Source organism: Thermomonas sp. (assembly GCF_029945965.1).
Taxonomy (GTDB): domain Bacteria; phylum Pseudomonadota; class Gammaproteobacteria; order Xanthomonadales; family Xanthomonadaceae; genus Thermomonas.
Map to the genome: position 1 here is coordinate 169,097 of NZ_JAQSDO010000008.1, position 22,136 is coordinate 191,232.

Annotated in this window: 10 protein-coding genes, 1 tRNA gene and 1 pseudogene; 10 read left to right on the forward strand and 2 right to left on the reverse strand. The window is 63.2% G+C overall.

The genetic code is table 11. The features are described 5' to 3' along the window. Positions 1–31 precede the first annotated feature (31 nt). The 8 genes from recC (at position 32) to PSV05_RS03935 (ending at position 19,063) form a co-directional block, all read left to right on the forward strand. Complete coding sequence (recC, locus tag PSV05_RS03900) at positions 32–3,466, forward strand: exodeoxyribonuclease V subunit gamma (protein WP_300061759.1); 3,435 nt, start codon at positions 32–34, stop codon at positions 3,464–3,466. Next, positions 3,463–7,113 (forward strand): UvrD-helicase domain-containing protein, encoded by a 3,651-nt coding sequence (locus PSV05_RS03905; RefSeq protein ID WP_300061762.1) that lies wholly within the window; start codon positions 3,463–3,465, stop codon positions 7,111–7,113. The genes recC and PSV05_RS03905 overlap by 4 nt, the downstream gene beginning before the upstream one ends. Continuing rightward, the gene (gene recD, locus PSV05_RS03910) at positions 7,110–8,927 is read left to right on the forward strand and encodes an exodeoxyribonuclease V subunit alpha (RefSeq protein WP_300061765.1); all 1,818 of its coding nucleotides are present in this window, start codon (positions 7,110–7,112) and stop codon (positions 8,925–8,927) included. Before PSV05_RS03905 ends, recD begins: the two co-directional genes overlap by 4 nt. A gap of 384 nt (positions 8,928–9,311) precedes the next feature. Continuing rightward, positions 9,312–15,101, forward strand: coding sequence for a hypothetical protein (locus PSV05_RS03915; protein WP_300061768.1), 5,790 nt, complete (start codon positions 9,312–9,314; stop codon positions 15,099–15,101). A gap of 63 nt (positions 15,102–15,164) precedes the next feature. Beyond that, a complete protein-coding gene (locus PSV05_RS03920; RefSeq protein ID WP_300061771.1) occupies positions 15,165–16,373 on the forward strand; it encodes a TIGR03032 family protein in 1,209 nt (402 codons plus the stop codon). After that, complete coding sequence (locus PSV05_RS03925) at positions 16,370–16,807, forward strand: EF-hand domain-containing protein (protein ID WP_300061774.1); 438 nt, start codon at positions 16,370–16,372, stop codon at positions 16,805–16,807. Before PSV05_RS03920 ends, PSV05_RS03925 begins: the two co-directional genes overlap by 4 nt. After that, complete coding sequence (locus PSV05_RS03930) at positions 16,804–17,382, forward strand: hypothetical protein (RefSeq protein ID WP_300061777.1); 579 nt, start codon at positions 16,804–16,806, stop codon at positions 17,380–17,382. Before PSV05_RS03925 ends, PSV05_RS03930 begins: the two co-directional genes overlap by 4 nt. A 70-nt stretch (positions 17,383–17,452) precedes the next feature. Continuing rightward, positions 17,453–19,063, forward strand: coding sequence for a M4 family metallopeptidase (locus PSV05_RS03935; protein ID WP_300061779.1), 1,611 nt, complete (start codon positions 17,453–17,455; stop codon positions 19,061–19,063). A gap of 157 nt (positions 19,064–19,220) precedes the next feature. On the opposite strand, the gene PSV05_RS03940 is transcribed toward PSV05_RS03935, so the two are convergent. Further along, positions 19,221–19,297 (reverse strand) — tRNA-Arg (locus tag PSV05_RS03940). Between the two features lie 79 nt (positions 19,298–19,376). Here PSV05_RS03940 and ubiA point away from each other — a divergent pair. Further along, positions 19,377–20,297, forward strand: a complete 921-nt coding sequence (ubiA, locus tag PSV05_RS03945) for a 4-hydroxybenzoate octaprenyltransferase (RefSeq protein ID WP_300061781.1) — start codon at positions 19,377–19,379, stop codon at positions 20,295–20,297. 13 nt (positions 20,298–20,310) lie between these two features. Here the strand turns inward: ubiA and PSV05_RS03950 are convergent, their stop codons facing one another. Further along, positions 20,311–21,036 carry a ComF family protein gene (locus tag PSV05_RS03950; RefSeq protein ID WP_300061784.1) on the reverse strand — a complete coding sequence of 242 codons (726 nt, stop codon included), beginning with the start codon at positions 21,034–21,036 and terminating at the stop codon, positions 20,311–20,313. A 49-nt stretch (positions 21,037–21,085) separates the two neighbouring features. On the opposite strand from PSV05_RS03950, the pseudogene bioB reads away from it, so the two are divergent. Further along, positions 21,086–22,063: pseudogene (bioB, locus tag PSV05_RS03955) on the forward strand (biotin synthase BioB); the annotation flags it as partial. Positions 22,064–22,136: the final 73 nt, after the last annotated feature.

The window sequence follows — 22,136 nt, forward strand, 5'->3', positions numbered from 1 at the left end:
ACTGCGACGCAGACCCGGCACACTTCGGCCAATGCAAAACGCGCACATTCCGCCCGTCCAGCACCTCGCCCTGTTCCGCGCCAGCCGGGTGGAACGACTGCTTGTGCCAATGCAAATCCTGCTCAGGTCGCAGGGACCTGCGCACCCGCTGGCGCCAGTGCAGGTGGTAGTGGGTCATGCCGGCTTGCGCCCGTGGCTGCTCGGTCAACTGGCGCGCGATGCCGGCCGCGAAGGCATCGCTGCCAACATCGATGTGATGCTGCCCAGCACCTGGCTGGAGCGCCTGGCCCAGGACGTACTGGGTGAGTCCGCGGTCGCGCTGGCGCCGTATCGTCGCGAGATCCTGCGCTGGCGGATCCATGCCTTGTTGCCGCAGGTGCCGTTGGTAGACGTGCAGGCCTATCTGGATGGCGGCGATGCCGCGCGGCGCAGGTTCCAGCTCGCCGATCACCTGGCCGGCTTGTTTGGCCGCTACAGCATCTATCGGCCGGACTGGCTGGCAGCATGGGCGCACGGTAACGACCGCATCCCGGCCGAAGCCCGCGCTTCGCCGCTGCCATGGCTGTGGAAACGGCTACGCATCGAGATCGGCCAGCCGCACCGCGGCGAACGCCTGCAGCAGCTTGCCGAGGCATTGGCCGAAGGTCATCCGGCCGCCGCCGGGGATGGCTCGGCGCTGCATCTGTTCGGCATCAGCCACCTGGCGCCCGGTGAACTTGCGGTGTTCGCCGCGCTGTCGGCGCAGCGTCCAGTGGCGCTGTATCTGCCCGATCCCTGCCGCGAACGCGACTGGGTACTGGGCCTGCCCGCGGATCGCGCCTGGCTGCATGCGGCCTGGGCCAGCGAGCAGCCGGACCAGGCCGATGCCGCATTCCTGGCGCAGCCGCATCCGTTGCTGGCGGCGTGGGGGCGGATGGGCCAGGAGTTCCTGCTGGCGCTGGAAGACCACCAGTTGCTGGCCGATGTGCGTGACGCCAGCGATGCCGAAGATTCCAATGTCGAAGCCGGCAATCGGCTGCAGCGCTTGCAGGACAGCCTGCGTCGGCGCGATGTCACGCTGTTGGCGCCGACTGTCACGCAAGCGGAGGAGCGCAAGGACACCAGCCTGCGCGTGCATGCCTGCCACACCCGCCTGCGTGAACTTGAAGTACTGCGCGATGCCCTGCTGGACGTGCTGGCCCGGTCGCCCGACCTGACCGCAGCAGACATCGTGGTGATGGCGCCCGACATCACCGCCTATGCACCATTGCTGCCGGCGGTGTTCGGCGAACCCGGTGTGGCCGATGCAGCGCTGCCCTATCACCTGGCTGATATCCCGCTCACTGCCGCACATCCGCTATTGCAGGCCTACGCGCACCTGCTGGACCTGCCGTTGTCGCGGCTGCCGGTGGCCGAAGTGCTCGACCTGCTGCGCACGCCGGCAGTGATGCTGCGGTTCGGGCTGGATGCGGGCGGGGTCGCACGGATCGAGGGCTGGTTGCGGCAGGCGAATGTGGTGTGGGCACTGGATGCAGCACAGCGCGTGCGCGAAGGCTTGCCCGACAATCCGACCCACAGCTTCGCCTGGGGCGTGGACCGGCTGCTGGCCGCGCATGTGTTCGGTCATGTCGATGATGCGGTGGCATTGCCGGAAGGATCGGTGTTGCCTGCCGAGGCCGCGATTGAGGGCCCACAGGCGGGTGAGCTTGGCGCACTGGATAGCCTGCTGGCGCTGCTGGCCGAGTGGCAACGCGACGCCACCCAGCCGCGACTGGCGAGTGCATGGGCGAAACGGATGGAAGTGCAGCTCGACGCCTTGTTCCGGGTGTCGCTGCAGGATGCCGCCGGCAACGAAGCGTTAGGCGTGCTGCGCGGTCTGGTGCGTGACGTTGCTGATGTACCGGGCAAGGCCGGCGTGGATCCGCAGCTGGATTACGCGGTAGTTCGCGAAGTGTTGCAGGAGGGCCTGCAAGCGGTGCCGGCGCGGCAGCGGTTCCTGTCCGGCAGCATGGTCGTGTGCGGTATGGTCCCGCAGCGCGCGATCCCGTTTCGGGTGGTCGCGGTGCTGGGGCTGGACGAGGGCGCGTTCCCGCGCCCCGACCGCAGCGATGGCCTGGACCTGATGGCACGACATCGCCGCAGTGGCGATCGCGGCCTGCGTGACGACGACCGCTGGCTGTTCCTGGAAACCGTGATGGCTGCGCGCGAACGCCTGCACCTGAGCTACATCGGCGAGGACGTGCGTGACGGAAAGTCGCGCAACCCCGCCGCTCCGCTGGCGGAATTGATGGCGGTGCTGGATCGGCACGCGCCGCCGCAGCCATGCGCCGAAGGCGAAACGCCCAACCCGCAGCGACCATGGCTGGTGCGGCATCCGTTGCAGCCGTTCGATCCGCGCTATTTCGACGGCGGGGATGACGCGGATCCGGCGCTGTTCAGCCATCGCGACGCGTTCGCCACCGCCTCGAATCCCGGGCAGGAGATCCCGCCGATCTTCGCCGATCTTCTCAAACCCTTGATCGATGGAAGCGCAGTGATGCCACCCGCGACGCCACTGCCAATCGCGGCGGTGCTGGGCTACTTCCGCGACCCGGCCCGGCAGTTGCTGCGCGATGGCCTCGGGCTGCGCCTGGACGCCAGCGATCAATTCGAGGTCGAAGAACCGTTGGATGCCACGCTGCCGGCAATTGCCCGGCTTCCGCAACGCTTGCTGCGGATGGCGATCGAAAAGCAATTGACGACGATGCCGGAACACCCGCCCGCATGGCTGGCCGATGCCGGACTTCTGGCCAGTGGGCGTCCCGGCGTATCGGCGTGGTTGGACTTGCGTGAGAAAACCGATGCCACGTTGCAGCAAGCGGTTGCACTGCCATTGTTCGAGCATGGCTGGCCGAAGCCATGGCCAGCAATTGAAGCTGCGGTCGGGCAGTGGCAACTAAGCGGCAGGTTGCCCGATGTGGTTGTCGGCCCGGATGGCGCGCCCTGCGTGCTCGCGCTGCAACCCGGCAAGAAACTGAAGGAACTGGACTACGCAAAGCGCATTCCGCTGTTCCTGCAATGGGCGCTGCTGCGACTCGACCCTGCACTCGCGGAGCGACCGGTCGAAATCGTCTGGCTACTGAAGGAACCGCCCGGCGACGACGCGCCGTGGCAGGCGTGGGCGCACGCGTGGCAACAGGCTGATGTTCCGCTTCGAAAAACCATGCACGCGCGACTCGCGGCCAGCGTCATCGACCTGCTGGTGCTGTTCGTGCAGGCGCAGCAACAGCCATCGGCGTATTTTCCGAAGACGACATTCGCCCGCGACCCTGCTGCTGCGTGGGCCGGGGGTTTCGGCGGCAAAGGTGAACGCGATTACGCACCCGGCTATGCGCGGTTACTTGCGGGCGAAGTCACGTTTGCCGATGAAGCCGAACAGACCGCGCTGCAGGTCGTGGCCGAACGCATCGAGGCCGCACTCGCGTTGCCGCTTGGGGATGCCGCATGACGACATCGGACTGGCGCGCATTGAGCCTGGCACCGGGCGGACGCAGCCTGGTCGAGGCCAGCGCAGGCACCGGCAAGACCTGGACGATCGCTGCGCTCTATTTGCGCTTGTTGCTGGAGCCGCGCGAGGGCGGGCCGATCAGTCCACGCGGCATTGTGGTTTCAACATTTACCGATGCCGCTGCGCAGGAACTGCGCCAACGCATCCGTGCGCGCCTGCAGGGTGCGCAGGAACTGCTGGCCCGCGCGCGTCACGCGCCCGATGAATTGCTGAATCGTGATCTACAGGATGACGAAGTCCTGCACTGGTTGCGCGGGTGTTGCCTGGCCGCCGATGGCAGCGTCGATGCCGGCAAGCTCGATGCCTTCCACTTGCGCCTGCAACTGGCATTGGCCGAACTCGACCAAGCCCCGATCGGCACCTTGCACGCGTTGTGCCAGCGCATCCTGCGTGAACAGCCGTTTGCCAGTGGCATGGGCTTCGGCCAGGTCGAATTGGTGGCCGGCAGAGAACTGGATGGCGAACTCGCCGATGACCTGTGGCGGCAACTCGCGCAGTCGCCAGAGCCACTGTCGCCGGAACAGCAGGTCTGGTTCGACGTTGGACGTGCGCAACTCACCCGCGCACTGGGTGATGCCCTGAAGCCAGGTGTCGAAGTGCCGTGTCCATCGGCGCCCGACATCGCATCGTTGTTGCAGCCGGACATGGCGATTGCACTGCGTGAATACGCAAATGATGCAGGCTGGTTCAAATCAGCCCGTAGTGTCTGGATACGTGGCCTGCATGGTCTGGCGGATTGGATTGATGCGGGTGATCCGGGAGCCGGTCCAGAAGAAAAAGTGCTGGATGACCTGGGCAAGCGACTTGAAACCCAGATCAAGCCCGCACGCCTGGCCGAAGCGGAAACCGACGATGTATTCGCGTTTGTGATGCGCGCCACCGATTTGCTTTCGACAGCACCGGCAATCCTCCGTGCCCGCGGCCTGGCCGAATTCGTACCGCAGCTGCGTGACCTTCGCGATGCACGCCTGCAGGCGCGCGGACAACTCAGCTTCGATGCGGTGATCGTGCGGGTGCATGCGGCCTTGCAGGGATCTCCGGCCTTGGCCGATGCCTTGCATTCGCAATGGCCGGTCGCGCTGGTGGACGAGTTCCAGGACACCGACGGCCTGCAATATCAGATCCTCGACCTCATCTATCGTGATGCCGCCGGCATCGCGCGCGAACGGCAGGTACGTGGACGGCTGGTGATGATCGGCGACCCCAAGCAGGCGATCTACCGCTTCCGTGGCGGCGACATCGACGCTTACCTGCGCGCCGCCAGCAAGGTGGATGTCGAAGACGTCATGCATCTGGACACCAATCATCGTTCGGCGCGTGGTTATGTCGATGCCTGCAATGAGCTGTTTGACATCGCCGGCCACGCGCTATCCGCCGACGTTCAGCACACCATCGCTTACCGCGACGTGCTGGCCAGTGCGCGTCGTGATGGCAGGCCATATCGCGTGGACGGCAGCCCAGTCGTGCGGCCATTGGTGTTTCATTACCTGGAGGAAGTGCCAGCGAATGCGGATGAACGTCGCGATGCAGCGCTCGATGCCTGCGCCGACCACATCGTGCAACTTCTTTCGGGCAGCCATGCGATCGGGGATGCGCTGTTGCAGCCCGGCGACATCGCCGTGTTGTTACCCAAGAACCGGCAAATCAGCGAGTTGCGGATGCGGCTACGCGCACGTGGCGTGCCCTGCGTGGGCGGTGGGCGCAGCAGCGTGTTCGCCACCAATTGGGCGCGGGAGTTGCAACTGCTGTTGCATGCCGCCGCGCAGCCGGCCGACCCTGGCCTGGTGCGCGGCGCATTGGCAACCCGCATTGGCGGCCTTGATTACCAGACACTGCGCTCGCTTGCCGATGCCGGGCATGACGTGCAGTGGCAACAATGCCTGGATCGCTTCATCGCGCTGCATGCGCTTTGGGAGTCGTGCGGCGTGCTGGCGGTGGTGAAAGAAATCATCGACATTGCCGCGCCGCGCCTGACGGCCGCACAGGATGGTGAGCGTGCCTTGACCGACCTGCGCCATATCGGCGAACTGCTGCAGGCGCAGGAAGCGCGCCAGCCAGGCCATGCGCAACTGCTGGCCTGGTTGTCGGCGCAGCGCGATGGCGACGGCAGCGACAGCGAGGATGCCGCCAATGGTCGCGAACTGCGTATCGAATCCGATGCCAAACGCGTGCAACTGATGACCCTGCATGCGGCCAAGGGACTGGAGTTCCCGGTCGTGTTGCTTCCGCTGATGTGGGACAGCACTTGGCACAAGCCGACCAATCACCATGGGTTCGTGATCGTTACCGATCCGGTCACCGGCATTCGCCAGCTGCGCAATGATGCCGCAGCCTGCGAACAGGCCAGGTGGGAAGACCAGGAAGAACGCTTCCGCCTGCTGTACGTCGCGCTGACCCGTGCCGAACATGCCTGCCATGTCTATGCACTGCCGACGGATCGGCAAGCGAAAGGAAATTCGAAGTCCAGCCTGCAGGATCCGGAGCGTTCGCCGCTGGATGCCTTGCTGGTGCGCGCAGAAGCAGCGCTTGAGGAGCAGCACAGCCTGCAGGATGCGAGCGAACACATTGCATGGCAGTTGGGCTGGCCTGAAACATCGGGCAGATATCAGATGGATGTCGCGCCACGAAAGCCCGTGCAAGTGCGGCCTGAACCGCCACCGGCCCAGCTGGTGCGGCGCCACAGCTTCAGTTCGATGCTGCGCGGCAGCCATGGCCTGCAGCAAGAACACGCCGCCACCGATGAAGCACCGACACTGATCGAAGACTTCATCGAAGAGGGTATCGAAGAGGGTATCGAAGAAGAGTGTGTGGCGGAGGAGGTTGTTTCCGCATATCCAGAGCTTGCTGCGCTGGCGCATTGGCGCGGCATCGAATTCGGCCTGGCCCTGCATGACGTACTGGAGCAACGCAGGATCGGCCTGCCGATCCGAAAGCAACCGAAACTGGTGCGTGACTGCCTGCGCATGCGTGGCGTGCGGCCTTGGCAGGAAGGCCCCGAGCTCGAGCAGATGCTGGACATCGTTGTGCAGCGGCTGGACGCGACCCTGGACACCGAGCTGCAACCCGGTCTGCGCCTGTCGGATTTGCCCGCACATGCATTGCGCGCAGAGATGGCGTTCGACTATCTATTAGGCGATGCGTCCACCGACCGTTTGCGGTCGGTTTGCCGAGCTGCTGGCGAAGAGAGCCTGATGCCGGTGCTGGCCATGCACACGCTGCGCGGCCTGATGAACGGCAAGATCGACCTGGTGTTCGAGCACGCTGGCCGCTTCCATGTGCTGGACTGGAAGGGCAACTGGCTCGGCGACCAGCTGGACAATTACGCACCTATCGCGCTGCCTGCCGCGATGGACGTGCATCACTATCGCCTGCAAGCCTTGCTGTACACGGTCGCTCTGCATCGCTACCTGCGTATGCGGCTTGGCGAGGCCTACCGGCCGACCGAACATCTGGGCGATCCGGTCTATCTGTTCCTGCGCGCGGTCGGGCTGACGCCCGGTGCAGGCGTGTGGACCCAGCACTTCAGCCCAGCCTTGATTGAAGCCGTGGATGCGGCCCTGGCCGGAAAACCGGAGGTGTGCGCATGACCGCGTTCGGTTTCCAGCGCAGCCGCGTCGAACTTCAGGAAGAGGCTTGGGGGCCATTGCAGCGGGCATTGCATCGTTGGGTCATCGCCCATGGCGGCTCATTACTGCTTGCGTACACCGCGGCCTGGGCCAGCCTTGCCGATGCGCGGGCGGATGCCGCGTTGGCACTGGCCGGTCCGGATGCGAGCTGGCAGGGGATGCCGGCGCTCTCTGAAGATGAGATCGATGCATTGCGTCGCGAGCCAATGGTCGGTGATGGCAGCAGCGATGTACCGACCGCCTTTGTCATCGATGCGCAGGTGCGCTTCTATCTATGGCGCAACTACAGCCGCGAACGTCGGATCGGTCAGCGACTTCGAGAGCTTCGGCAACAACCCATGCTGTCCTTGTTGGATGCGAGCCCAATCGATGAAGTCGCACTCGACATGTTGTTTGGCGATGCCGCATCCGGTGATGACAGCGCACAACGCGCCGCCGTCCGGCAACTGTCGCATCGCCGCTTCGGCGTACTGACCGGCGGGCCAGGTACCGGCAAGACCACCACCGTGCTGCGCATGTTGTTGATGGCACAACGCCATCGCCAGCAAGCCGGCTTGTCACCTGCACGGATTGCGATCGCCGCCACCACCGGCAAGGCTGCGCAGCGCTTGCTTACATCGTTGCAGGACGGCAAGCGCGCGCTGCAGTCACGGCTGCCGGCCTCGGACACGAGCACTGACACGGATAGCTGGAACGCGCATTTGACCCAGTTGCCGGCAAGCGACGCGCTGACCCTGCACAGCCTGCTTGGCTACCACCCCTACGATGGCCGCTTCAGCCGCGGTCGCGACCTGCCCCTGGATGCCGACATCGTGGTGGTGGACGAAGCCTCGATGCTCGACCTGAGCTTGCTGGATGCCTTGCTGGAGGCGCTTCCCGAAACTGCGCAATTGTTCCTGGTCGGCGATGCCGATCAGCTTACCTCGATCGGCACCGGTTCGGTGCTGCTCGACCTGGTCGCGGCGATGGAGGGCAGCGATGACCTGGTGCGCCTGCGGCATGGCTTCCGTGCACAGTCGCCGGAATTACCGCGCCTGCTGGCCGCGGCACGGACGGGCGATGTCGAAGGATTCAAGTCCGCGTTCGATGGCGTCGATACTGTTTGGCGTCGCGTGGTAACTCCTGTGCAGCTCGACGCACGGCTTCACGCGTGGGCCGAACGCCTGGCGAATCTGCCGCCGCTGCGGCAAGGCCGCGCCAGCAATCAGGTCGACGCGCTTGCCGCACTGGATGCGCTTGCATCGCATCAATTGCTGTGTGCCCTGCGCGAGGGTGGTTATGGCGCGGTCCATGCCAATTTCATGATCGAGCACCAACTGCGCCTGCAATGGCAGCAGCCCGCGCAGTCAATCTGGTATCCGGGCCGTGCCGTCATGGTGACGCGCAACGACTACGCGTCGAAACTCTTCAATGGCGATGTCGGTATCTGCCTGGCGGATGCCGAAGGTGGCCTGCGCGTCTGGTTCGAAGCCGCCGTCGACGTAGGTGTCGTGGATGATGGCGCGCGCCGCGCCCGCGCGTTCTCGCCCGCCGCACTGCCGGCGCACGAAAGCGCCTTCGCGATCACCGTGCACAAAAGCCAAGGCTCCGAATACGCCAATGTCGCCCTTTTGCTACCGCCCGCGCCGCAACACCAGGCGTTGACCCGGCAACTGATTTACACGGGACTTTCGCGTGCTCGCCAAGCGGTCGAGCTGTGGAGCGGCGCGGCTGCACTGGCGACGGCGCTGGCCACCCCGGTGCGTCGGATCGGTGGTTTGCGGGACTGCTGTTGACGGGAAGATTTCGAACCTCCTGGATCGCGCAGCGAAATGCTGCTCTGCAACATTTTCGTGTGCTACTCGAAGCCAACCTTCGACATGTGGTTCGCAAGCGCTTGTTTCGTCGATCAATTTTGCTTCCGGGGTTGACATGAGCATAGTGTGACGGCGATAACACAACGCTGCCCGCACCTGAATTTGGGGGTATGCGGCGCCTGTACACAGGCATATCGGGGAAGCGCTGTTGGACACCACGTGTCGACATCAGCGCCCTGTTTGCTATGCAGCATTTGTGCATACACATTCTGACGATCAGACCTTGGGGGTCATATGAGCGGCATCAGGAACAAGAGCGGGTCGACTACTTCACGGCGTAAGCGCGTCATCAAAGTTGCGCCGATGACCCGCGCGGTGCGCGCGGCGTTGGCTGCCTCGCTGGCGGCGCTTGCCCTGGGTGCCAGCGGTGCCGCGTTCGCTGCCAACTGCAAGACCCCCACCGTGATGATGGCGCCATGCGCGTTGGCTGCGACTGACGCCACCCCGGTGCTCGACCTGACCTTGGTCCACGACGCCGTCCTGCCTGCCGGGCATGGGGCATTCATCATGCCGCTGGCAATCAGCGAGACAGCTGTGGGCGATGTTGTCATCGACAATGTCGACCCGATCAGCGAGGTGAACATCTATTACAGCGCCACTGCCATCAGCGGCTACAGCAGTGGGGGCAGTGTCAGTATCACCAACCATGTGACGGGGAGCCTTGAAGCCGTTTCGTTGTATGGCAACGCGACCGGCATCGAGGGATATGCCTATGGCGATGTCGGCATCAACAATGCCGGCGATACCTACACTTTCGCGGTCTATGGAAACGCCATCGGCCTATACGGCTATTCGATGACGGGCGATGTGTCGATCGACAACAGCGCAGCTGTCACCGCGATTTCGTACTACGGTCTAGCCGACGGCATCTTCGCGTCGGGCACCAATGTGGATGTCAGCAACACCGGTGACATATCCGCCACCAGCGTGTATGGCAATTGGGCGGCTGGGATCGAGGCACAAGGCACCGACCTGACAACGGTCACCAACGGTGGCGGTATTTACGCGTATACCGGCGTTGCCGGCGCGCACGCCTATGGCATCTACGCCACCGGCGACGTGGTCGAAGTCACTAACACCGCCGGCATCAACGCCCAGGGCTACTACGCCACTGGCATTGAAGCGCAGGGGGGCAGCTCGGTCACCATCACCAATGACGGTGACATCGTCGCCGGATCGGTCTACACGAGTGCGCTGGCCACCGGTATCAATGCCACCAGCAATTACGCAGGCGGCGCGATCACGATCACCAATAACGGTAGCGTGACGGGCGAGGGTTATTACGGCGGCACCGGCATTGCGGCGACCGCGACGGGCACCGGCGGATCGGCCAGCGTGACCAACAACGGATCGATCCACGCTTCGCAGTCCAGCCGCAATGGCTACGGTGCCTACGGCATTGTCGCGTCTGCCGATGGTGATGCGATGATCGACAACAACCTGACCGGTTCGATCACCGTGGTTTCGGCAGGTAACGCCACCGGTGCAGCTGCGCTGTCGTTCGCTGGCGATACCAGCGTGATCAACGCAGGTGACATCAGCGCCGATGGTTACTTAGGGGCCAGCGGCATTGTTTCGTTCGCGCAGAACGGCTCTGCCTACGCAAACAACAGTGGAATCATCAATGCACGCTCCGCGTATACCGGCGTGGGCATTGATGTCGGCGGCATGCAAGGTGCGACTGCCGTAAACAGCGGCGACATCGCAGTTGACGGATATCGTGCATTCGGCATTCGCGCCAACTCTGGCACGGGCGATGTGTCGGTGACCAATGACGGCAGCATCTACGCGACTTACGGCAGCTACTACGGCTACACCGGGCGGGCGTACGGGGTATTGGCGACAAGTACCCAGGGCGACGTGTTGGTCGACAATTCCGGCGACATCTACACCACGGTGAACGGCCAGTCGGTCGGTATCTTCGCGAGCTCCACCAATGGCAACGTGGGTGTGTCCAACAGCGGCACGATGACCGTGTACAGCTACGGTAGCACCGCCGCCGGCATCTTCGCGCGGGCCGATTACGGCATGGTGACGGCGGACAACAGCGGTTCGATCTCGGCCGAGTCCTATAACGGCAATGCATTCGGGATCCTGGCGCGCGGCAATTATGTGCAGGTCAGCAACAGCGGCGATATCGCGGCCAACGGCTATGCCAGCGCCATCGGTGTCTCTGCCAGTTCGTACTACGACACCACGGTGACCAACACCGGCGGCAGCATCTACGCGATCGCGGTCGGTAGGGCGACGGGTATCGATGCGACCTCGGCCCACGGTGCCGTGAGCGTGACCAATGCCAGCGCTATCGATGCGGTCGGCATCGTGCTGGGTGCGACCGGCATCCAGGGCTATGCCTACGGCAATGTCGATATCAACAACAGCGGCGACATCTACGCGGGATCGCTGTACGGGAATGCGATCGGCATCTACGGCTATTCGATTGCCGGCGACGTCTCGATCGGCAACAGCGGCCACATCACCGCGACCTCGTACTATGGTCTGGCCGATGGCATCTTCGCGTCGGGAGCAGACGTGGATGTCACCAACGCAGGTTTGATCGAGGTTGCCGGCTTTACCTGGGCCGCCGGCATCGAGGCCCAAGGCACCGGGACGACCACGGTCCACAACAGTGGCGATATTTTCGCGTACAGCGGCGCTGCCGGCGCGCACGCCTATGGCATCTACGCCACGGGTGATACGGTCCAGATCGAAAACAGCGCTGGTATCGAAGCCCAGGGCTACATCGCCACCGGCATCGAGGCCCAGGGTGGCAGTTCGGTCACGATCACCAACGACGGTGACATCGTTGCCGGCTCAATCACCACCTACTACAACCCTTACACCTACACGACCACCGTGTACGGCAGCCAGCTTGCTACCGGCATCAACGCCAACAGCAATTTCGCAGATGGCGCGATCACGATCACCAACAACGGTGACGTGTCGGCGGTCGGCTACTCCGGCGGCACCGGTATCGCGGCGACCGCGACCGGCACCAACGGTTCGGCGAGCGTGACCAACACAGGTTCGGTGTACGCCTCGCAGTACAGCAAGTACGGTTACGGCGCCTACGGCATCGTGGCCTCCGCAGATGGCGATGCAACGGTCAGCAACAGCTCGACTGGTTCGATCACGGTCAATTCAGCAGGAGCCGCCAGCGGCGCCACGGCCCTTTCTTTCGCAGGCAACTCCAGCGTGACCAATGCTGGCGACATCAGCGTCGAAAGCACTGCGTTGTTGAACTACACCGCCAGCGGCATCGTCTCTTTCGCACAGAATGGCGCGGCATTTGCCGGCAACAGCGGTTCGGTGTCGGCAGTTGCGGGCTACACCGCGAAGGCGGTGGATGCTTCGGGCTTCACCGGTTCGACCGTGATCAATAGTGGTTCGCTGTACGCGAGCGCCAAATATGCCTACGGCGTTTACGCAAGCTCCGGCACTGGCGACGTCTCGGTGACCAATAGTGCGGCTGGCATGATCGAAGCGTATTCCTACGCAGGCCGCGGCTTCGGCGTGTTCGGCCTTGCGACCCAGGGCGACGTGATGGTGAACAACGCCGGTTTGATCGAGGTCTATGGCTACGGTCAATCGGCCGGTGTGTTCGGGGTTGCCTTGGCAGGTGACACCAGTGTCACCAACAGCGGCGACATCACTGCCATCAGCGGTGGCAATGTCGCGGTTGGCGCGTTCGCGCGCGCCGATAACGGCACGGCAATGGTCACTAACAGTGGCGATATCCTGGCGTCGGACGTTGGCGTCAACGGATTCAATGGCACCGCGGCATACGGCGTGCTGGCGCGTGGCGCGTACAGCAAGGTGAGCAACTCCGGCAGCATCGTCGCAGACGGCAATTACTATGCGACCGGTATTGCGGCACGCTCGGATTACGGCACGACGGTCACCACGTCTGCCAGCAGCCAGATCGCAGCCTCGGCACTGCTGGTCGCCATCGGCATCGAGGGGCGTTCGGAATACGGCAATGTCGTAGTGGCCAATGCCGGTAGCATCATGGTCGACGGTGTCTACGGCGGCGCGGTCGGCATCCAGGCCTACAGTGGGTATGGCAATGTGGTGACTGGCAATACCGGGCATATCGTGGCCACCTCCGAGTACGGCCAGGCGATTGGCGAAAGTGGTTATTCGTTGCTGGGCAGCACCACCGTCAACAACAGCGGCACGATCGATGCAACCGGCTATTACGGTGGTTATGGCATCGTTGCCCAAGCGGGCGCGGGGAGCGTCTCCGTGACCAACAGCGGTCATATCACGGCGACGTCGCCCGACACGGCGTACGCCATCCTGGCCAGCGCATACGGCAATGTCACGATCAACAACTCCGGCAATGTGCTGGCGGTTGCCGATGGTGACTACGCCAGCGTGGCGGCTGTGCAGATGGGATCGCTGCACGGTACGGCGACGCTTAACAACAGCGGTACGCTGAGCGTCGCTGCGCCGCTTGAGGGTCAAGTGGCGGTGCTCGGCAGCAACAGCGTCGACATCATCAACAACAGCGGCACCATTCATGGCGCCGTCATCACGTTGGGTGGCGACGACATCTTCAACAACAACAACCACGGCATGTGGATTGTCGACAACTACAGCACCGACTTCGGTGGCGGCAACGACACCATCAACAACAATGTTGGTGGCACGATCGCCTTGCAGGATGGCGGTATCTACATGGGTGGCGGCACGACCAATGCGTTCAATAACCTCGGCACCATCAAGGTGAATGGATACGGGTTGGTCGACATGGGCGCGGGCAACACCGTGGCCTTGAACAATGCCGGGCTGATCAGCTTCGTTGACGGCGTGACCGACGACAGCATGACGATCTTCGGCAACCTGGGCGGCACCGGTGTAATCAACATTGATGTCGACCCGGACAACAGCGCCGCTGACCAGATCTACATCGAAGGCAACATGACGGCCGGTGCCATGCAGCACGTCAATATCGCGTTGGACAGCATGCCCACGACCGCCCATTCGTCGGCCGCGTTTGCGCATGTCAGCGGCACGTCCGTCGCCGGCAACTTCGTGGCGGGCCAGGTCCTGGGTTACAACTCGGCGCCGAACTTCCTCGACCTGGGCCTGACCGTCACCAGCCAGCTCAGCGCCAGCAACATGGCGAGTGACGTGTTCTCGATCAATGTCGACGTCAACGGCCTGAACGATACCGGCAGCCTTGCGGCATCGGTGGCTTCAGGCGCCGCGGGCATGCTCAACAGCCAGATCGGCAGCCTGCGCCAGCGGCTTGGCGTAAACCCCTACGGCGACGCCGGCAAGGTCATGAGTGCATTCGTGCGCTTCTACACCAGCGAAGGCGATGTCTCGCCGACGCACATGGCGGCCAACTTCGGCCAGGGTGGCAACTTTGCCTACGACTTCACCACCTGGGGCCGCGAAGTCGGGGCCAATGCCAACCTGTTCGACGGTTTCCATGCCGGGGTGACGATCGGTACGGCTGATGGCCGCCAGCGCCTGACCGGCACCGGCGTCGGCCTGAACAGGATGAACGGCATGACCTGGGGCGCCTATGCGACCTGGTTTGCGCCGCAGGGCTTCTATGTGGACCTGTCCGGTCGCTGGATGGCGGTTGACGTGAACTCGATGTCGGCTACGGGCAACTTGCAGTCGCGGGCACATACCGCGGCGACCAACCTCGAGGCGGGTTACCCCTGGACCAGCGCCAGCGGCTTCGTGATCACGCCGCAATTGCAGTACACCCGGACCAAGGTGGACGGCATCAAGACCTTCTTCGGCGATCGTGCGAATTTCGAGGGGCACGGTGGCACGTCGTCGCGCGCGCGCTTGGGCGTGGAGTTCAGCAAGGCCTTCCAGACCTCTGGTGGGATGAGCATCACGCCGTACGGCGCGATCAATGCAGTCCGCGAGATCGACGGCAAGATGGCCTACACCGTTTCCAACACTTTCTTCGGCACGACCAACACCAAGGGAACCAGTGCGATGGTGGATCTTGGCGTTGGCTTCCAGAAGGGTGGTTGGGGCGTCACCGCCGGGGCGAACTGGATGGACGGAGGCGCGTACAAGAGCGTGACTGGCGGCCAGGTACAGGTTCGCTTCGCCTGGTAATTCGCAAGCAGGTACGGGCCTGGCGTGATGCCAGGCCCGCGACATCCGCAGTTGGAAGACCACGTGGCAAACGAAAAAACACCAGACGCAACGCCCATCCAGGAAACTTCCGGGAAGGCTGAGATCGACACCGGCCTGGACCAGGTCGGCGTGGAAGCGCCAGCACCGGCTGCCTCGGCACCGGCCCAGGCAGACAGGCAACCGAAAGACCTCACCAAGATGAAGGTCGAGAAAAGCTGCTCCCGTGGATTGGCAGGGTGGTTGGGGCAGCACAAGTTGTCGCTGGCCATTTCCTCCTACCAGACCGGGCGCATCTACCTGGTTGGCAGCGACAAGCAGGGCCGGGTGTCATTCTTCGAGCGCATCTTCGAGCGCGCGATGGGGATCGTCGGCAATGCCCAGCGCATTTACCTGGGCGGCCTGTACCAGCTGTGGCGATTCGAGAACGTGCTGCGTCCGAACGAGGTCATCCACGGCCAGTTCGACAAGTGCTACGTGCCGCGCAACGCGCAGACCATTGGCGACCTCGACATCCACGAGCTCGGCATCTGCAGCAATGGCAAGGTAGTGTTCGTCAACACGAAGTATTCGTGCCTGGCCGAACTGAGCCAGACCCACAGCTTCAAGGCGATCTGGAAGCCGAAGTTCATCAGCAAGCTGGCGCCCGAAGATCGTTGCCACCTCAATGGCCTGGCGATGGTCGATGGACGCCCGAAGTACGTGACTGCAGTTTGCAAAAGCGACAGCGTTGATGGCTGGCGCGACCGCCGCCAGGATGGCGGCGTGGTGATCGACGTGGAGACCGACGAGATCGTCTGCGAAGGCCTGTCGATGCCGCACTCGCCGCGCTGGCACGACGGCAAGCTGTGGCTGCTGAACGCCGGCACCGGCTTCCTTGGCTGGGTCGATTTCGAAACCAAGAAATTCGTGCCGCATACCTTCGTGCCGGGTTTCGCCCGTGGCCTGTCAATCATCGGCAATGTAGCTGCGGTCGGGCTGTCCAAGCCGCGCAACCAGCGCTTCGAAGGCCTGCAGCTGGACGAAGAGCTGAAGAAGCGCGATGCCGAGCCATGGTGCGGCGTGCAGATCGTTTCGCTGACCAATGGCGACGTTTCGAACTGGATCCGCTTCGAAGGCGACATCACCGAAATCTTCGACATCAGCTTTCTTCCCAACGTGAAGAACCCGATGATGATCGGCTTGCGCACCGCCGAGATCCGCGATCTGATCACGTTTGAATCTGATTTGCCTACGGAGCCCGTAAACGCATGAACCGCGCATTCTTCCTCGTAGGGCTTTCATTTGCACTCGCATCTGCCAGCGCTGTTGTTGATGCACAAACCAAACCGGCGGCACCGGTTCAAGCTCAACCGAATCCTGCGGACGCCGCATTCACCGTATGGGATGTCGACCATAGCGGCAGCCTGTCGCCGCAGGAATTCCGCAATGGCTGGGAGCAGGTGCGCCGCGCCACCCAGTTCGAGGCCCAGTTGCGCAGGCAATTCATGACGATTGACGTCAACAAGAGCGGTACGATCGATCCATCCGAATACAACAAGCTGATCCTGGTCAAGAGTGCAGGGAAGTCGGCGCCGCCGTTGTCCAGCTTCGACGCCAACAAGGACGGAAAGCTGCAATTTGGCGAATACCTGAAGCTGGTGCAAACCCTGGCACCGAAAGAAGCGGCGAAGGGCAAAGCACAGTGAAGGTCGAGGTTATCCCGGTCTGGAAGAAGGTCACCCCGGTACTGGGCGAAGAGTTGATGGCGTTCTGGCGTAGCAACAAGGCGATTGTTGACGATGCTGCTGCCGCGATGCGCGCGACCCAGGCCGTCTGCATCGCCCGTGACGAGTCGGGCGCGATCTGCGGCGTGGGCACGGCCGTGATCAAGGTCCTGCCGCGCCTGCGCCAGCCCATGTACTACTACCGCCAGTTCTTCGCCAAGTCCATGCGTGGGCGCAGCCAGCTGATCCCGTTCTACCAGCAAGCGCGACAGGCGCTGCAGGAGTACAACGCGTCGCTGGACAAGCCGGAGAGCCTTGGCGTCCTGATCGAAACCGAAAATGCAAAGCTGTCATCCGCATACAACCATGCCTATGAACCAGCGTTTGCGGCAACCTTCATCGGCTATTCGCCGCGTGGCACCCACTTGTACGTATCGTATTTCGACGGCGCCGCCCTGCAACCACCTAAACCCCTGAACGCGCCTGTTTCGGCGGCACGCGCCGCCAATGCACCCGGCAACCAAGCCACCCTCCGGCGCACTAGCGGCCGGTCCTGATCACCACGGAGAACATGCCATGAAAGTCCAGATCTGCCTATTGAGTCTTGCCGTCGCTTCCGGACTTGCCATGTCAAGTTCTGCCGTTGCCGCCGACAAGCAGTCTCCCGCCGAAGCCGCCGAAGCCGCCAAAATCCAGAGAGACGCCGTCATCAGTCGCGCCACCGCCTTTATCAATGGCTCCGCTTCCATTGCCGCACGCCGCGCCGAGGCTGATACCTTCGACGCGAACGATGCGATCGTCGATGCCAATGGCACCGAACACGTTCGCTTCCAGCGCAGCTATAACGGGTTGCCGGTGATCGGTGGCGACTTCGTCGTGCATTCGCGCAATGACCAAGTTAGCAAGATCAGTCAGACCCTGAGCACTAGTAACCGTCCGAGCACCACGCCGGGCATCAGCAGCGACGAGGCGATAGTGGAAGCCGGCGCACATTTCGGCGGCAACTTCGTCGGTGCACCGTCCTCGCGCCTGGTGATCTACGCGCGTGGCGCCAGCCCGGTGCTTGCACATGAAGTGATCCTCAATGGCATCAAGGCCGACCAGACGCCGACCGAAATGCATTATTTCGTCGATGCTCGCAGCGGCAAGATCCTCGCCCAATGGGATGGCATCGAAACTGCGCGGCCGGGTCCGGGCGGTGGCGGCTGCACGGCGACCGCCGCTGTGGGCACTGGCAACTCGCTGACCCTTGGCAGCGTTGTCCTCAATACGTCCTCGTGCAACGGCCAGTACCAACTGACTGATCTCACCCGTGGTGGTGGCAAGACCTCCAATATGGCGCTCAAGACGTCAGGTCTCGGTAGCGACTTAGTTGATACCGACAATACCTGGGGCAATGGCCTTCTCAGCAATTCGCAGACGGTTGCCGCGGACGCCCATTTCGGCGTTGCCATGACCTTTGATTACTACAAGGTCGTGCATGGCCGCAACGGCATCGCCAATGATGGCAAAGGCGCGCTGAGCCGCGTGCATTACGGCCGCAACTACCAAAATGCGTTCTGGAGCGATAGCTGCTTCTGCATGACCTTTGGCGATGGCGACAATGGCGCGTCGATCCTGCCACTGGTTGCGCTGGATGTGGCGGGCCACGAGATGTCGCATGGCGTCATGAGCCGCAGCGCCAACTTGACCTACAGCGGTGAGTCCGGCGGCCTGAATGAAGCGAACTCCGACATTTTCGGTTCGATGGTCGAATACTTTACCAACGACGCCAACGACACCCCCGACTACGTGATCGGCGAGAAGTTGTTCCCGAACAACACGAATGGTTACAATGCGCTCCGCTGGATGTTCAAGCCCAGCCTGGATGGTGCGTCGCCGGATTGCTATGCACCGAACATCGGTGGTCTCGATGTTCACTACAGCTCCGGTGTTGCCAATCACTTCTACTACCTTTTGGCGGAAGGCGCGGTGGTGCCGGCTGGCTTTGGTGTCGGTACTCCCAAGGGACTAACTCCTGCATCGCTGGTCTGCAACGGCAACACCTCGATCACCGGCATTGGCCGTAGCGCCGCGGAGAAGATCTGGTACCGCGCGCTGACGGTTTACATGACGTCCGGCACCAACTACGCAAATGCCCGTGCATCAACCCTGAGCGCGGCCGCAGACCTGTATGGCAACGGTTCCGCCAAGTACAACGCGGTGGCAGCGGCGTGGAGCGCGGTCAGCGTCAACTGATCCAAGAAAGCAGCATCAACACAAACGGCCCGCGCAAGCGGGCCGTTTCGTTTTAAGTGCTACAAACTGATTGCAAATCACTGGTTCGCGCGGCAATGAATGCCTGAGCGCTGCGCGCGAAGGCCGGGAATCCCGACTTCGAAAAAATGTTGCGAGATGGTGCGCCCGGAGGGATTCGAACCCCCGACCAATGGCTTCGGAAGCCACTACTCTATCCGGCTGAGCTACGGGCGCATGCCGCGCGGCGCTGTGCGTCACGGGTCGGCATTCTCGCATGATTGCCGCCGCCCGTCCCACTGGTAGGCTTGTCGCCATGGCCTACGAACGCGACGCTCCCCCATTGCCGGCTTCGCCCGAACCTCCGCCGTATTGGCGTGAGCGCCTGCACCAATACTGGCGTCTGGTGCGTGGCGACCGCCCGATTGGCTGGCTGTTGTTGCTCTGGCCAACCTGGTGGGCACTCTGGCTGGCCGCGGACGGCATGCCGCCGCTGTGGCCGCTGCTGGTGTTCAGCCTGGGCGTATGGCTGACCCGTTCGGCGGGTTGCGTGATCAATGACTATGCCGACCGCTGGCTGGATGGTGCGGTCGAGCGCACGCGCCAGCGTCCGCTGGTAAGTGGTGCGGTATCTGGTCGCGAAGCGCTGGCCGTGTTCGCCGCGCTGATGCTGGTCGCGTTTGCATTCGTGCTGACCATGAACCGCCTGACCATCTACATGAGCGTGGTCGGCGTGGCGCTAGCTGCCAGCTACCCCTATCTGAAGCGACACACCTACCTGCCGCAGGTCTATCTCGGGGTGGCGTTCGGCTGGGGAATCCCGATGGCATTCGCGGCGATCACCGGCAAAGTCCCGGCGATCGCCTGGGTGCTGTACCTGGCCAATATCTTCTGGGCAACCGCCTACGACACCTGGTATGCGATGGTCGACCGCGAGGACGATCTGCGCATGGGCGCGAAGTCCACCGCAATCCTGTTCGGCGAAATGGACCTGGTCGCGCTGGGCGTGGTGTATGCCTGCATGTTGTTTGCGCTGTTCTTGGTGGGCCGTCAGGCCGGGCTCGGTGGCTGGTACTGGGCCGCACTCGCGGTTGCCGCCGCATTGATCGTCTACGAGTTCCTGATTGCACGCAGTCGCAGTCGCGATGCCTGCTTCCGTGCGTTCCTGCATAACCACTGGGTGGGGGCCACGGTCTTCGCCGGCATCGCCCTGCATTTCGCGTTGACAAAGCCGTAGCGAATCCAGGCGCTCACGCAACCCGGGCGCAGACCCAGGCATCCACGCGGCGGGCGCCACCGGCAAGCAACACCCTTGCAGCAGAATGCAGCGTAGCGCCAGTAGTCATCACGTCATCGACCAGCACGATGTGGGCAGGCAAGGATGCGCCCGGCACGATACGGAATGCGCCGCGCAGGTTGCGTTTGCGCGCAGCCGCATCCAGTCGGGATTGCGCGCTGGTCGATTTCGACCGTTTCAACACGTTATCCAGCAGTGGCAATTCCAATCCGCGGGCTAGCGGGCGCGCGAGCTCCAAGGCCTGGTCGTAGCCACGTCGGCGCAGTCGCCCGCGATGCAAGGGCAAGGGCAGTAACGCATCGGGTCGGGTGAGCTGCGCGCAGTGGTGGGTCATTGCCTGCGTCAACACCCGACCGCTGGCGAAATCGCGATGAAACTTCAGTCGCGGCAGCAATCGATCCAGCGGAAACGCGTAGTCGAATGCCGCATGTGTTTCCGTCAGTGGCGGTGGATGCTGCAGACAGGCACCACAGGTACCCGGGCTGGGCAAGGGCAATGCACAACGCAGGCAGGCCGGGCCTTGCCAGGGCAGGGCGGCATGGCAGGCGCGGCAGAGGTCACGACCGTCCTGCCCGGCTTCGCCGCAGACCATGCAATGCAAGGCAAACAGCCAGCGCAGGGGTGCTAGGCGTCCGTCGTCAACTTTTTGGGTTTGGCTCAGGTTGACAGTCGGCGTCATGCTTTCCAGACTGCTGCATTGCCCACGCCATATCCCTCGGGGAATCCCCATGCCTGCCGTCAGTATTGCCCCCGCCAACCACTTCCCGGTTCGCCACGACTGGTCGCGGACCGAGGTCGAGGCCCTGTTCGAGCTGCCGTTCACTGAGCTACTGCACGTTGCCGGCACCGCGCATCGCCAGCACTTCGACCCCGCGGAGGTCCAGGTCAGCACCCTCCTGTCGGTCAAGACCGGTGGCTGCCCGGAGGATTGCGGCTACTGCCCGCAAGCCGCGCGATATCACACGGGTGTCGATGCCACGAAGTTGATGGCCACCGAGGACGTGGTCGCCAAGGCCAAGCAGGCCAAGGCCGCGGGTGCGTCGCGCTTCTGCATGGGCGCGGCCTGGCGCAGCCCGAAGGACCGCGACATCCCCAAGGTCGCAGCGATGATCCGCGAGGTGAAATCCCTCGGTCTGGAAACCTGTGCAACCCTGGGCATGCTCAGCGAGCCGCAGGCGCATGCCTTGCGCGATGCCGGCCTGGATTATTACAACCACAACCTGGACAGCGCGCCGGAGTTCTACGGCGAGATCATCCACACCCGCGAATATCAGGATCGGCTCGACACCCTCGGCCATGTGCGCGATGTCGGCATGAAGACCTGCAGCGGTGGCATCGTCGGCATGGGCGAATCGCGTAGTCAGCGCGCAGGTTTGTTGCAGGCACTGGCCAACCTGCCGGCGCATCCGGATTCGGTGCCGATCAACCGGTTGGTGCAGGTCGAAGGCACGCCGCTTGCAGGCACCGCCGAGATCGATCCGTTCGAGTTCGTGCGCACAGTTGCGGCGGCGCGGATCATGATGCCGCGTTCGATGGTGCGCTTGTCTGCCGGGCGCGAATCGATGAGCGACGAATTGCAGGCGCTGTGTTTCGCTGCCGGCGCCAATTCGATCTTCTATGGCGAGAAATTGCTGACTACCGGCAACCCGGATACCGAACGCGACCAGGCCTTGTTTGCACGACTGGGATTACGGCCGATGCAGATCGAAACAGCCGCCGACGATGCGATCCCCACATGCAGCACCACGGTGCATGCCGGCATCACCGAAGCCGCCTGAA

Coding starts and splice junctions, on each gene's coding strand:
- recC (WP_300061759.1), top strand. CDS start 32: ATGCAAAACGCGCACATTCCGCCCGTCCAGCACCTCGCCCTGTTCCGC.
- PSV05_RS03905 (WP_300061762.1), top strand. CDS start 3,463: ATGACGACATCGGACTGGCGCGCATTGAGCCTGGCACCGGGCGGACGC.
- recD (WP_300061765.1), top strand. CDS start 7,110: ATGACCGCGTTCGGTTTCCAGCGCAGCCGCGTCGAACTTCAGGAAGAG.
- PSV05_RS03915 (WP_300061768.1), top strand. CDS start 9,312: ATGACCCGCGCGGTGCGCGCGGCGTTGGCTGCCTCGCTGGCGGCGCTT.
- PSV05_RS03925 (WP_300061774.1), top strand. CDS start 16,370: ATGAACCGCGCATTCTTCCTCGTAGGGCTTTCATTTGCACTCGCATCT.
- PSV05_RS03935 (WP_300061779.1), top strand. CDS start 17,453: ATGTCAAGTTCTGCCGTTGCCGCCGACAAGCAGTCTCCCGCCGAAGCC.
- ubiA (WP_300061781.1), top strand. CDS start 19,377: ATGGCCTACGAACGCGACGCTCCCCCATTGCCGGCTTCGCCCGAACCT.
- PSV05_RS03950 (WP_300061784.1), bottom strand. CDS start 21,036: ATGACGCCGACTGTCAACCTGAGCCAAACCCAAAAAGTTGACGACGGA.